Source organism: Campylobacter sp. GTC17093 (assembly GCF_055397635.1).
In genome coordinates this window covers 908,751-921,761 of sequence record NZ_AP038832.1, presented here as the reverse complement: position 1 = coordinate 921,761, position 13,011 = coordinate 908,751, and the positions used below count along the sequence as shown (strand labels likewise).

Annotated in this window: 13 protein-coding genes and 1 pseudogene; 7 read left to right on the top strand and 7 right to left on the bottom strand. The window is 30.4% G+C overall.

All coding sequences use genetic code 11. The annotated features are described in order from the left end of the window. Positions 1 to 101: 101 nt before the first annotated feature. Complete coding sequence (locus ACZ5VL_RS04755) at positions 102 to 629, top strand: cysteine hydrolase family protein (RefSeq protein ID WP_464197823.1); 528 nt, start codon at positions 102 to 104, stop codon at positions 627 to 629. Positions 630 to 692: 63 nt separating this feature from the next. Here the strand turns inward: ACZ5VL_RS04755 and ACZ5VL_RS04750 are convergent. The 7 genes and pseudogenes from ACZ5VL_RS04750 to ACZ5VL_RS04720 form a co-directional block, all read right to left on the bottom strand. After that, positions 693 to 3,149 (bottom strand): annotated as a pseudogene (locus ACZ5VL_RS04750) (molybdopterin-dependent oxidoreductase). Between the two features lie 23 nt (positions 3,150 to 3,172). Further along, a complete protein-coding gene (locus ACZ5VL_RS04745; protein WP_464197821.1) occupies positions 3,173 to 3,772 on the bottom strand; it encodes a hypothetical protein in 600 nt (199 codons plus the stop codon). A gap of 142 nt (positions 3,773 to 3,914) precedes the next feature. After that, complete coding sequence (locus ACZ5VL_RS04740) at positions 3,915 to 4,682, bottom strand: polysaccharide deacetylase family protein (protein ID WP_464197819.1); 768 nt, start codon at positions 4,680 to 4,682, stop codon at positions 3,915 to 3,917. 138 nt (positions 4,683 to 4,820) lie between these two features. Next, on the bottom strand, positions 4,821 to 6,689 hold the full coding sequence (locus tag ACZ5VL_RS04735; protein ID WP_464197817.1) for a response regulator: 1,869 nt from the start codon (positions 6,687 to 6,689) through the stop codon (positions 4,821 to 4,823). After that, positions 6,686 to 6,871 (bottom strand): hypothetical protein, encoded by a 186-nt coding sequence (locus ACZ5VL_RS04730; protein WP_464197815.1) that lies wholly within the window; start codon positions 6,869 to 6,871, stop codon positions 6,686 to 6,688. Before ACZ5VL_RS04730 ends, ACZ5VL_RS04735 begins: the two co-directional genes overlap by 4 nt. Positions 6,872 to 6,961: 90 nt before the next feature. Beyond that, positions 6,962 to 7,546 (bottom strand): hypothetical protein, encoded by a 585-nt coding sequence (locus ACZ5VL_RS04725; protein WP_464197813.1) that lies wholly within the window; start codon positions 7,544 to 7,546, stop codon positions 6,962 to 6,964. Positions 7,547 to 7,761: 215 nt separating this feature from the next. Further along, positions 7,762 to 8,016: a hypothetical protein gene (locus ACZ5VL_RS04720; protein ID WP_464197811.1), complete on the bottom strand. Its 255-nt coding sequence runs from the start codon at positions 8,014 to 8,016 to the stop codon at positions 7,762 to 7,764. Between the two features lie 404 nt (positions 8,017 to 8,420). On the opposite strand from ACZ5VL_RS04720, the gene ACZ5VL_RS04715 reads away from it, so the two are divergent. The 6 genes from ACZ5VL_RS04715 (at position 8,421) to rdgB (ending at position 12,929) form a co-directional block, all read left to right on the top strand. Beyond that, complete coding sequence (locus ACZ5VL_RS04715) at positions 8,421 to 9,065, top strand: XRE family transcriptional regulator (RefSeq protein ID WP_464197809.1); 645 nt, start codon at positions 8,421 to 8,423, stop codon at positions 9,063 to 9,065. A gap of 69 nt (positions 9,066 to 9,134) precedes the next feature. Next, positions 9,135 to 10,157 carry a tetratricopeptide repeat protein gene (locus ACZ5VL_RS04710; RefSeq protein ID WP_464197807.1) on the top strand — a complete coding sequence of 341 codons (1,023 nt, stop codon included), beginning with the start codon at positions 9,135 to 9,137 and terminating at the stop codon, positions 10,155 to 10,157. After that, the gene (gene rnhA, locus ACZ5VL_RS04705) at positions 10,135 to 10,566 is read left to right on the top strand and encodes a ribonuclease HI (protein ID WP_464197805.1); all 432 of its coding nucleotides are present in this window, start codon (positions 10,135 to 10,137) and stop codon (positions 10,564 to 10,566) included. Before ACZ5VL_RS04710 ends, rnhA begins: the two co-directional genes overlap by 23 nt. Then, on the top strand, positions 10,563 to 11,240 hold the full coding sequence (rnc, locus tag ACZ5VL_RS04700; protein ID WP_464197803.1) for a ribonuclease III: 678 nt from the start codon (positions 10,563 to 10,565) through the stop codon (positions 11,238 to 11,240). The genes rnhA and rnc overlap by 4 nt, the downstream gene beginning before the upstream one ends. Continuing rightward, positions 11,237 to 12,316, top strand: a complete 1,080-nt coding sequence (gene aroC, locus ACZ5VL_RS04695) for a chorismate synthase (protein WP_464197801.1) — start codon at positions 11,237 to 11,239, stop codon at positions 12,314 to 12,316. The genes rnc and aroC overlap by 4 nt, the downstream gene beginning before the upstream one ends. A 1-nt stretch (position 12,317) precedes the next feature. Next, a complete protein-coding gene (gene rdgB, locus ACZ5VL_RS04690) occupies positions 12,318 to 12,929 on the top strand; it encodes an RdgB/HAM1 family non-canonical purine NTP pyrophosphatase (RefSeq protein ID WP_464197799.1) in 612 nt (203 codons plus the stop codon). Positions 12,930 to 13,011 lie beyond the last annotated feature (82 nt).

Sequence of the window (13,011 nt, the reverse complement as noted above, 5' to 3'; positions counted from 1 at the left end):
TTTACTATAAATTCATTTAAATGCGTTAACTCAATTATCAAATCAAATTATGCAAGTTTTATTTTTGATATAATGCCTTAACTCAAAAATTAGGATAAAGTATGAAAAAACTTCTAGTTGTTGTAGATTTTCAAAACGATTTTGTTGATGGAGCACTCGGTTTTGCTGGTGCTAAAAATTTAGAAAGCACAATAGAATCTAAAATTTCAGAATTTCAAAAAAACAGTGATGATATAGTTTTCACCCTTGATACACACGAAGATGATTATTTACAAAGCGAAGAAGGAAAGCATTTGCCAGTGCCACATGTCATAAAAGGAACAATTGGTCATCAAATTTACGGCAAAATAGCAAAATATACCAAGGATTATCCCTGTCTAGAAAAACAAACCTTTGGCTCTGATAAGCTAATGGACTTTATAAAAAGTAAGCCATTTTATGATGAAATTGAAATTTGTGGTTTGGTTAGTTCAATTTGCGTTATTTCAAATGCAATTATTTCTAAAGCAGCAAGCCCAAACTCTCACATCGTAATAGACGCAAAAGCGACAGACTCGTATGATAAAGATATGCAAAAAAAGTGCTTTGATGTACTTGAGCATTTACACGTCGAGATAAAAAACAGATAATTTTTTTAGCCAAAACACATTAAAACAAAAGACTTCGCAAATTTGGAAGTCTTTTATAAACTTTTATGAGTTTAAAATTTTTGGTTTAGAAAATGCTCTAAGCGGCCTAACAATACCTTTAAATTTCTCAACTTGTGCTAGAACCGTATGAGCCGAATTGCTTTGAGCAAGCTTACTTGTACCTTTATCTCGTGTTAAAACATTTACGCATCCGTGCTGACAAAGGCTTTTTTTGGTGTAATCTTCAGGATCATACCAAGCACCTTCGCAAATTATAACCACGTTATCTTGAACCATATCACTTACTATAGCTCCGCACAAAATTTCGCCACGTTCATTAAAGACTCTTACGATATCATTTGTTTGTATATTTCGTTTTTTGGCAGTTTGTGTGCTTATAATCATCGGCTCTCTGCTATTTATCTCAGTATAATTTCTAATAACTGAATTGTTTAATTGGGAGTGGAGTCTAAAGCGTGAGTGTGGGCTAGCGATGGCAATTGGGTATTTTTTGGTCTTTTCTTTATTTCCAAGCCATTCAAATGGTTCAAACCAAGTAGGGTGCCCTAAGCAGTCATCATATCCCATTTTTGCTATAACAGGAGAGTAAATTTCCATCTTGCCAGATGGTGTGCCAAGTCTGTTTTTATGCGGATTTTCTCTATAAGATGCAAGTCTTGTGTAGTATTTTAGCCCTTCATTTTCTTTATCAAATTTAACAAATCCTTTTTGCCAAAATTCATCAAAACTTGGAAGATTCTCATATCCTAAGTCTTTAGCTTGATTTATAGCATCAGCATATATCTCTTTTACCCACTCAAGTTCACTTTTACCCTCTGTAAATATTTCTTCTACTCCCCAGAGTTTACAAATTTCGCGACAAATTTCAAAGTCGCTTTTGCTTTCACCCATTGGAGTTATAAGTGGTCTTATGGCAAATAGATACTCTTTGCTAGCACCGCTTGCTTCTATGTCTATCCTTTCTTGCTCTATCGCAACAGGTAGCACGATATCACTAAGTTTAGCACAACTTGTCCAGTAAGGCTCAGCTGTTATGACCGTATCAAATTTTCTCCAAGCTTTTATAGCTCTGTTTACATCTTGATGCCTTGTAAACATAGAACCACTTGCGTTATAAGCAACTCTCATTTTTGGTAATTTTATTTTCTTGCCGTTTTGGTCTATGATTTTACCTGGTTCTAATAGCGCATCTATACTTCTACTGCTTGGAATTGTATAGTTTTGGTTTTTAACCCAAGGACTATCTGGTTTTGTGTATTTTTCGCTAGGTATTGGGCTTATGCCTTTTAGCGAAGGAGCAAGCATTGTTTTAGCGCCATTTGAATAATACCCAAGCCCAAACTCAAATCCACCGCCCTCTTTTCCTATATGACCAAGCATAGCAGATAAAACTGTCACAGCCCAAAATGCTTGCTCACCATGATCTTGTCTTTGCAAAGCACGCCCTGCTATAATTATGGAGTTATCTTTTACTAACTTTTTACAAAGTTCTGCGATTTTTTCAACACTAACTCCGCATATTTTGCTAGCCCACTGGATATTTTTAATAACATTATCGTTTTTACCAAGGAAATAATCTTTAAATTTATTAAATCCAACTGTATATTTTTTGATAAACTCTTTATCATAAAGATCATTTTCATAAAGGTAGTGACACATTCCTATCATCATTGCTGTATCTGTATTTGGTATGATAGATATAAAATCACTATCACAATATCTTGCTGTGTTGTTTTTATAAACATCTATGCTAGTTATAGAAATTTTACCTTCTTTTTTGAGATCTTTTATCTTTGTAAAGTAAGGATAGTTATCATGCGTTGGGACACCAACTGCTATTTGGTTTGTTACTAGTGGATCAGTTCCCCAAAAAACTATATTTTTTGCTGATTTTATAATAGCTTCCCATTTTGTAGGAGCTTCATAAACTGTATTTGAGCCAAAAACATGAGGCATTATAACCATACCAGCACCAGTTGAGTAATCTCCACTTTCTTCTACATAGCCACCTAAAATTTTAAGCATTCTATGGGCAACGGTTCTACCCCAACTTACTTTGCCGATACCACCCCACCAATAACACTCTCCATAAATACTCTCAGGTCCATATTTGTCAAAGTTATCTTTTAAAGCTTTTGCGACAAGATTAAGTGCAGTATCCCAACTAACTCTTACAAACTAATCTTCGCCTCGTAATTCTGGTTTATTTGGTCCTTTTTTCTCAAGATAGCTTTTTCTTACATATGGGTAAAGAACTCTACTTTCATTTTGAATTTTATCAGCAAGGCCGTGATTCATAGTATTTGGAAGCACGTCTCCCTCAAAAGGATCAACACTTACTATTTGCCCACTATTTAAATTTGTATAAAATGGACCAAATCTGTTGACACTCACAAACTTTTTATTATCAAATATAGTTTCATTTACAGACTCAAGCCTATTTGCGTGCAAACTTACTCCAGCCAAAGCGCCAAGTTTTAAAAAATTTCGTCTTTGCATAGGTTTTCCTTTTAAATTTTTAATTATTTTATATCTTTTGCGTTTTGTTGCAAGTATTTTATTATCATATTTTTTTCATCAGCTTGTAATCCAACAAAACCTGAGCTAATCATACTTTCAATATTTGATGGCCACTGATTTACTGTGTATTCTGTTGTGTCGTGCAAACGGTGGCATTGCGAACAAGTTTGCTCATAAAGCCCTTTTGCTTGTTTGTAAATAGTGTCTGGATCTTTTGTTAGATTAGTACTTGGGACTTCAAGTTCTATACTTGCTTTGTACCAAATTTCGCCATAATCATCCTCAAGCTTATCACCCACTTTTACATAAGGATTTGTATCTCCGCTATATGTTGCATTTTCATCATCTTTAGCAAATGAGACATATTCTTCATTATAAGCTAAGCTTTTTACCAGTTTTGCTTGGTAATTTTCTTGAATAACGCCTTCGATTTTAATCTTAGTTTTATCACTGTTTTCACTTATGATTTTAGCCGGAGTTAGAAGTGCGATATCTCCTACTTTTTTACCATCTAAAATCGCATCCGAAGTAGTTTTTATATATGCATCAGAAGCATATAAAACACAGCTTACATAAGCTGTTAAAATCAGAGACTTTTTCATAATAACCTTTCAAAAACAAATTAATTATTTTTTTAATATTTATAAAATATTATCCCTATGATACTTAAATATAATAAATAAAAATCAAAATAAAAAATGTTTTGTATAAAAGAATTGTAGATATGTTATTACATCTAAAAAGCTATATTTTATGCTTTGACCTTTTTTCTACTATATTTGCTACCAAGTCATAATAACCCTCAACTTTTCTTTTTAAGTTAAGAACATCATCAGTTGCTATTACTTCGATTCGTTTGAGCATTTTTTTATCACATCCTGCTTTATTTATGCCAACATGACTTGTTGATATGATTTCATAAAGTTCGTCGGCTATAATTTTTGCACTTTGATTGTAGTTACCAAAAGGATATGAAAAGTCTATAACTTTTTTATCTATGATAGACTCAAGAAATGCCTTTGAATCATAAAGCTCTTTGTATTGTTCTTCCTTGCTTAATGTAGATAGAGAAACATGATTTACAGTGTGTGTCCCAAGTGTGCATAAATCAAGCTTTGATATATCTTGCAAATCTGATTTTCTAAGATAATTTTCTTTATCAATAAAACCAGTTGCCACATAGATAGTAAATGGGATGTTGTATTTTTGCATCAAATCTATAGCTTTAAGATTATCAAGATAGCCATCATCTATGGTTATGCTAACACTGTTTATATTTAAATTATTATCTAGTGTTGTGTGATTTATGGGGTAAATTTTATAATTGTCCTGGAGAAATTTAAGATGCTCTTCAAATAAGGATAAATTTATACTTATACCATAAGAATCATTTGGTAATTTGCTACCAAAAGCATGATAAAGCAATATTCTACTACCAGTAGGTTTTGTGTATTTATAATATAAATCATAATACATATCACAAGCTATGTATTTTAGTATTTGTTTTTTCATATAAAAGCCTTTAGAAACTAATCATTTTTGATTTGTCAAGGAATTATACAACAAATATTACTATTTTAAGTGATTAAATTTATATTTGATTTTATTACAAGTTTTAGGGATATATAGAAGTATTAGTTAAATTCCCCCTCACACCCTTACATCAACTTTGTTATAAAACATATCTTTAGGATGAATTATCTTATGATTTGTATTGTTATTTAAATTTAGATTGTTGTCATTTAATAGTCTATCTATATAGGCTATATTATAAAGCTGTTTTGCAGTTATAAATGTGTTGTTGTTTAGATATAGCATAAATTTGTTGTTTGATAGTTTTTTGATACTTTCTACACCTAGTTCTTTTAGAGTTTGATATTTATTGTTATCTACTTTTATACCTATAGACTCAGCCTTAGTTGTTACTAGAGTATTTAACTCTTCTTTGTTCATAGTTTTTGCTTTTTTGTTTAAACTTGCTCTTTTATCTTTATCTCCTAATAGTTTTCCTGTATCGCTATATAGTTCATTTACAGTTACTTCTCTTCCACTATTAAATCTTAGAGTAATAGAGCCATTTTTATTTAGCTTCATAGCCGTAATGCTATCTGTATCTTTTAGAGCATTAGCTGCTTTGTTTGAGTTTGTTTCAAATGCTCTTTTTACTTTATTTAGATTTTCTAAAGAGAAGTCTAATCCTGTTGCTTCTTTAAACTCATTTTCCATAGCTATAAGATAAGGAGATTTTATATCTTTTAGTTTTTCTATATAGATATCTGCATCTTTTACATCATAATCTTTTAAATTCTTACTTAACCACTCTATGTCTTTATTATGAGAGTTTAACTCTTTATAGTAGTCATTATAAAACTTAGTGAAGTTTTGTTTTTGGAATTTTGTATATGAGAAGTTTTTATCTAATGGTTCAGTGCTTAGTATAGGATTAAACTCACTTAAAGTTAGTTCTCCATTTATATCTTGTTTCATATAAGCAAAGTTATGAAAGGCTGAGTCCTTATTAAAGATAGCATTGTTTGTTAAATCAACCCAACCATCTTCATTAGCATTTAGTTCAAAGAATTTATTTAACTCATCTTCTTTAATCATCTCATATCTACTTTCAGGTTTAAACATAGTATATGGGTTTGAGGCATTATATGATAGTCTATAATCTAGTGTAGATTTGTCTATTTGTCTTGAAGGAAAGTCTTTTTGTGTAAAATTATAATAATCTACGCCTTTGTATGTATAATTAACTATATCATTTTTTATAAACTGTTTTAAATCAATACTTGGCATTACATCACTAAGTTTAGCTATCTTTTCATTACCATTTATATCATATCCTCTTACTTTTAGTTTATTAAAGAGTTTATCACTACTATTAACAACTCCATCACCATTTGAATCAAAGTTAAAAAGGAGTGAGTTTGAAGAGAATGTTCCAAATCCTAATTTATCATTATCATCAAACTCATCATAAAAGATAGATACATCACCGTATGGAGTTTTAAGGGTATTAGATTTTGCGTAATCGTTTAGATTTAGGGATTTAGTATCAAACATTGCTTTAGATAAATTTTTATACTCTTCATATGTTACATTGCTATCTATAAGTCCAAAATATTTATCTCTTTCAAATGTTTTTATCCAATCTTTTTCATCGCCTACTTGGATTGTTTGTAGATTATCGTTGATGTTTTTATATAGTTCGGATAAAGAGAAAGTCATCTCCATATTAGAGGTTGCCCCATATAAAGCTTCATGATTAGGTAAAGCAAAATATCCTGCAGTTTGTCTAGCAAAAGGACTACTATATAATATTCCACCATCATATCCATTACTAGAAATAGTAGAATTTTTAAAAAGTCTAAGAAAATTTATATCAAATTCATCTTTTATACCACCATATTGTCCTGGTAAAAAGCTTATATTATCACGATAATTTTTTTCTTGTATGTTTGTAGTTTGATTTATTTTTATATTTGACATAGTTGCATTTATATCATTATAAATCATTCCAAAAACAGCATTTTTAGTCCAAGTTGTCTTCTCTCATACTCTCCAACAGATAATCTAACATCACCAACTTTTATTATTCTGCTTGCTTCTTCTAATTCTTGTTTAGATATTTTTGGAAGAGGTTGAGAGAATGTTTTATTTATCATTATATCGCTACTGCTAAATGATCGTATATCCATTATAAATCCTTTTATAGTAATACCGCTATAATCGGCTAAAGTTAAAAATATTTATATATAATGGTAGATTATTTCTGCCATTACTAAACCTTAATATTGTCTAATGTCTATAGCTTCGACACTACTATTGTCATCTATATACACTTTTAGCTCTTTGTCTTTAAAATAATTAGTACCTTGAGTAATATCACTCATTATCTTATTTACAAGAGAACCATCGATTTTAAGCGATGTATCGTTTTGATAAACAACCATATCGCTTAAATCTTTTTTATCTATATTTTCAAACATTGACACCTTGGTATTCCAAAAATAATCTTTCATAAATAAGTTGTTATAAGAAGTTATAAGATAAGTACTTTTTCTATCTGAATTATAAAATTTAAGATTTACCATTAAATCCCCAGAAACCTTTTTTGGAGATAGTTCGTATTGACTATCAAGTGGCGGAAATTGATGAGATGCTTTTCCAATTGAGCTTTCTCCCGTTTGTAAACTTTTCCAGCCAACTTCATAACTATCGCCAATTTCATTGGCTTGTATATAAATAGGTTCATTAAACGGTATTGGTTTAGGTGTTGTTGCACTAATTCTTCCGCCATTTGTAAGCGTAAATTCAGCTTTTAAATAAGCATTGCTATCTATATAGACTTTTATAAAAGGCATATTATCCATATATTTAATACCTCTATTAATATTTTCTCTATATAGAAACATAGGATTTATTGATGATAATTTATTTAAAATTTCTTTTTTTAAGAATATTTTAGCACCCACACTATTAGAATTCCAAACAACTTTTTGATAAAAGTGCTCACCACTACATTTCTCTGGTTGATAGCCTATATAATCGCAAGTATAGCCATCTTTTTGTATATATTTATCTTGATTTAAAGAAAAATCTTTAGTAGGGTCTGCACCTTATTATAAACTAAATAAAACAAAAAATTTCCATTACTATCACGTATTCCTGATATATTATCTGTTTTTTCATCATATACAAAGTTATTGATATGTATAGGAGTATAACCTCTAGTAGATACTGCGCCTTTTTGTCTAAGCTTTTTTATCTCTTTAACAACTTTTTGAGTGTTTTTTACATCATCTATCTTATACTCCTCGCCAAAAGCATTTAAACTAACCATTATGCTTAAAGTAGCTAAATTAATTTATTAAATTTCATTTTCTATCCTTTAATTTTGTTTGATTTATAGTGTTTGTGTTGCTATCACCAACACTTACTAAGGCACTACAACCAATGAATGATTGTAAATGCAACTATAAAGATAAAAAATATCTTTTTCATATTTTCTCCTTTATGATTTATATAACTTTAAACATAAACACACTATAATCAACTACTTTACACATATTTGAGGTTGGGGTGTTTAGCAATATTTTTCATATTCTACATATCTTCCTCCTTACATTTATTAAATATTCCATATATTAATACGCAAAATCTTTACTTTTAGAAAAACTTATGTTACAATATAAGAAATATTTGTGTAATTATATGTAAATATTTTCATTTTGTCAAGGGGTAAATATGGAATTATGTAAAAAACTTCGTGAAGCTAGAAAAAATGTAGGTCTTAGTCAAGAGGATGCAGCCAGAGGTCTAAATCTTAGCACTAGAACATTACAAAACTACGAATATGGCTCTCAAACACCAAATTTAGACATACTTAGAAATATGGCTAAATTATATGATGTAAATATGGAGTATTTTTTCAAAGATAAAGAAATACCACAAAAAAATAGCTATGATGAAGATATAATCTATATACCTTACTTTACAAATGCGAAAGTTTCTGCAGGTTTTGGAGAGTTAGAAAATGATAATTGTGATAATTGTGAGTTTTTACCTTTTCAAAAACAAAATTTAAGAGATATGTTTAAAATTTACAATGTAGATAAACTATATGCAATTTCTTGCATAGGAAATTCTATGATGCCAACCATAAATGAAGGCGAAAAAATTATTTTTCAAAATGACGGAAGTTTTATAGAAGGTGCTATATATGTTATAAGAAAAGACAATGAACTGTTTGTAAAACGCATAAGCAAATCACCTCTTATGCTTATAAGCGATAATACTCAATATGAACCTATAAAGATAAAAGGCTTCCAAGAAATAGAAATTCTAGGAAGAGTGATAGGGAGTTATGATATAAAGGTTAAGAATTTCTAGTTAAGCTTATTTATAAACCTGTAAAGCACAATGTGATAAAATTATATAAATTTATAAAAAAGAGTGAGTTTGGAAAATTTTTTTATAGAATATCGTGATCCCATTTTTGGTCTTATAGTCTTGATTGGCGCTATTTTTTTAGTGGCATTTTTTAGCTACGTATGGGGAATTTTGGGTATAAAAGATGATAAAAAAAAGATACAAAACTTTGTCAAAAAATTTGAAAGCACTCCTGGTTTAAACGAAGAGCATAAAAAACTGCTATATGATATAGATTTAGACGCGAATTCTTTTGCAGTTTTAGCACAAACATTTGCAAAAAGCGGAAGCTTTGAAAAGGCCATTGTAATTTATCTTGTAGGAATTGAAAAAACCAGCAACAAACACGAAAAAGTAGAGCTTCTTACCCAGCTTGGAAAAGCGTATTTTAAATCTGGATTTTTACAAAGAGCAGAAGAGGTTTTTTTAGATACTCTCAAACTAGGACCAAGAAACAAAGAGGCACTTATGCATTTAATCCTAATTTATGAAAGCTTTAAAAAATATGACAAAGCTATGGAAATTTTAGATGCATTAGAAGAACAAGGCGTAAGCGTAAATAAAAGCAAGGTTTATATACGAATAAATCAAATAATTTTTGAAAAAATTACTCTAGATCAAAAAATAGAAAAAATTTTAGAACTAAATGATGAATCTGAAATTTCTAAAAGAATGTGTATGGAACTACTACTTAAAAATGGAAAAAACCTAAACGAACTTAAAAGTTTTCCACAAATAGATAATGTAATTGATATACTTTGGTTAAAAGATGAAGTAGTAAACACACAAGATAATGAATATAAAGCACTTTATTTTGCAAAAGGTACAAGTGATAAAATTGCTAAAAGTAAATTTTTTAAAATTCAAGCTGTTGGGATTTTAAGAAAAAATGGCTGTGAAAGTGCGGATATAAGTTTTTCGTATATGTGTAAAAACTGTAAAAACTCACTTCCTATGCACTTTTATAGATGCCCAATATGTCATAGTTTAGATGGCGCAAATATAAGTATGAATATCATAAAGAGCACAAATGAAAACAGTGAAACTTTTTAGCGATGGAAGCTGCCTTGGAAATCCAGGTGTGGGTGGCTGGGCATATATACTAGAGTATAATAAACACGAAAAAAAAGATAGTGGCGCTAAAGAAGAGGCAACAAATAATCAAATGGAACTAACAGCTGCTATAATGGGTATTAAAGCATTAAAAGAGCCTTGTAAAATAGAGCTTTTTACAGATAGTTCTTATGTTGCAAATGCTATAAACTCATGGCTTGAAAACTGGATAAAAAAAGACTTTAAAAAAGTTCAAAATGTTGCTTTATGGCAAGAATATATAAAAGCAAGCTCACCACATGAAGTAAAGGCATTTTGGGTAAAAGGGCATAATGGTCATACGCAAAACGAAGAATGCGATAAAATGGCTAGAGATGCGGCAAATAAACTAAAAATGGATAAGATATGAAACTAGATAGAATTCAAAACCTACTTGGCTATAATTTTAAAGATGAAAATTTACTCATAAAAGCACTAACACATAAAAGCTGTAAAAAGAAAGATAGTAACGAAAGGCTTGAATTTTTAGGAGACGCCGTTATGGATCTTATAGTTGCAGAGTATCTTTGTGATAAATTTCCAGATATGAACGAAGGTGATCTTTCAAAACTAAGAGCTTCCCTTGTTAATGAAAAAAGTTTTGCAGCTCTTGCAGCTCTTATAGATCTAAGTTCTCATATCATACTCTCAACTGCAGAAGAAAACAATAATGGCAGACAAAAACCATCTTTACTTTCAGATGCATTTGAAGCAGTAATGGGAGCAGTATATATAGAAAGCGGCATAGATACAGCAAAAGAAATAGCCATAAAACTATTAAAAAAGAAGTATGCAAATATCAATTTAAAAACACTTAGTAAAGATTATAAAACACAACTTCAAGAGATAACCCAAGCAACTTATGGCAAAACACCACAATATATTTTAATATCATCAAAAGGACCAGATCACAATAAAGAATTTAAAATGGCTTTACTTCTTGACAATAAAGAAATTTCAAGTGCATCTGGATCAAGTAAAAAAGAAGCCGAACAAAATGCGGCCAAACTTGCCATAGAAATTCTTTCGAAAGGAAAAAAGTGAATACATTTGGAATAAAACTTAAGCTAAGTACTTTTGGGGAAAGTCATGGTAAAGCAATAGGGGGGATGCTTGATGGAATACCTGCTGGCGTTAAGATAGATGAAGAGTTCATACAAGAAGAACTTGATAAAAGAAAGCCTGGTAGCAAGTTTGCAACATCAAGAAAAGAAAGCGATAGTGCTCAAATTTTAAGTGGTGTTTTTGAAGGAGTTAGTACAGGCTGCCCAATTGGCTTTGTAATATATAACAAAAATCAAAACTCATCACATTATGATAATTTAAAAGATATCTTTCGCCCAGGCCACGCAGACTACACGTATTTTATAAAATACGGCATAAGAGACCATAGAGGTGGCGGTAGAAGTAGTGGAAGAGAAAGTGCTGTAAGAGTATGCGGTGGAGCGATATCACAACTTCTTTTATCAAATTTTAATATTAACATTCAAAGCGCAGTGTATTCTGTGGGGAAAACAATATCAAACTTAGATGATATAAATTTTGACTTCGCAGAAAATTCAGAAATTTATGCAAGCTCACAACTTTACGAAGGTAAATTTAAAGATGAGATAATGAGCGCAAAAAACTCTCATAATAGTGTCGGTGGGTCTGTCATAACCAAAATAACAGGCATTCCAGCTGGTCTTGGCGAGACATTGTACGCTAAATTTGACTCAAAAATCGCTGAGGCAATGATGGGTATAAATGGGGTAAAAGCTGTAGAAATTGGAGATGGCATAAATGCTTCACAAAATTATGGTTTTCAAAATAATGACTTTATGAATGAAAATGGATTTTTAAGCAACCATAGCGGTGGAATACTTGGTGGTATAACAAATGGAAATGAAATTATTATAAAAACTCACTTTAAACCGACTCCATCGATATTTTTACAAGAACCAACAATAGATACCAAATTTAATCAAACTATTTGTAAATTAAAAGGCAGACATGATCCTTGCATAGCAATTCGTGGAAGTATCGTAGCAACAGCAATGGCGAGATTGGTATGTGCAGATATGCTGCTTTTAAATGCTAGCTCTAAATTAGAAAATTTAAAGAAAATTTATAAGAAATAATATGAAAATACTTATCGCAACAAGTAATAAAAATAAAGTAAAAGAGATAAAAGATTTTTATACAAATTATGAAATTTGTGCACTTCATGAAGTTATGCCACCTTTTGAGATTTTAGAAGATGGCGATAGTTTTGCAAAAAATGCTCTTATAAAAGCAAATGCGGTTTTTAATAAGCTTAATGAAAAACAAAGAAATGAGTTTATAGTAATAAGTGATGATAGTGGGATTTGCGTAGATATATTAAATGGAGAACCAGGAATTTATTCTGCTAGATATAGCGGAGGAAACGCAACAGATGCCTCAAATAGACAAAAACTTATCACAAAATTAAGCGAGCTAAATTTAAAAAGTACAAATGCACACTACACTGCTTGTATAGCAATAGCTTCTAAATTTGGAAGCTTTACAGCGCATGGCTGGATGTATGGAAAAGCAATAGATGAAGAACGTGGAGAAAATGGATTTGGCTATGATTTTATGTTTATCCCAAATAGCTATACAAAAACCATAGGAGAACTTGACGAAAAAACAAAGTTAGAAATTTCTCATAGATCAAACGCTCTAAAAAATGCCGAATTTATAATCAAAAATATAAGCAAATTTTACAATTAAAATACGTGTATCGATTTCATTAGATATTACAAAAACATTTACAAAGATTGTACACACTATTATAGTATAAAATAAGATGATC

Bases quoted from the DNA above. Each gene is read 5' to 3' on its own strand.
- ACZ5VL_RS04745 (WP_464197821.1), bottom strand. From the start codon at position 3,772: ATGAAAAAGTCTCTGATTTTAACAGCTTATGTAAGCTGTGTTTTATAT.
- rdgB (WP_464197799.1), top strand. From the start codon at position 12,318: ATGAAAATACTTATCGCAACAAGTAATAAAAATAAAGTAAAAGAGATA.
- rnc (WP_464197803.1), top strand. From the start codon at position 10,563: ATGAAACTAGATAGAATTCAAAACCTACTTGGCTATAATTTTAAAGAT.
- ACZ5VL_RS04730 (WP_464197815.1), bottom strand. From the start codon at position 6,871: ATGGATATACGATCATTTAGCAGTAGCGATATAATGATAAATAAAACA.
- ACZ5VL_RS04735 (WP_464197817.1), bottom strand. From the start codon at position 6,689: ATGATTTATAATGATATAAATGCAACTATGTCAAATATAAAAATAAAT.
- ACZ5VL_RS04755 (WP_464197823.1), top strand. From the start codon at position 102: ATGAAAAAACTTCTAGTTGTTGTAGATTTTCAAAACGATTTTGTTGAT.
- ACZ5VL_RS04720 (WP_464197811.1), bottom strand. From the start codon at position 8,016: ATGGTTAGTTTAAATGCTTTTGGCGAGGAGTATAAGATAGATGATGTA.
- ACZ5VL_RS04740 (WP_464197819.1), bottom strand. From the start codon at position 4,682: ATGAAAAAACAAATACTAAAATACATAGCTTGTGATATGTATTATGAT.
- rnhA (WP_464197805.1), top strand. From the start codon at position 10,135: ATGAAAACAGTGAAACTTTTTAGCGATGGAAGCTGCCTTGGAAATCCA.
- ACZ5VL_RS04715 (WP_464197809.1), top strand. From the start codon at position 8,421: ATGGAATTATGTAAAAAACTTCGTGAAGCTAGAAAAAATGTAGGTCTT.
- ACZ5VL_RS04725 (WP_464197813.1), bottom strand. From the start codon at position 7,546: ATGGATAATATGCCTTTTATAAAAGTCTATATAGATAGCAATGCTTAT.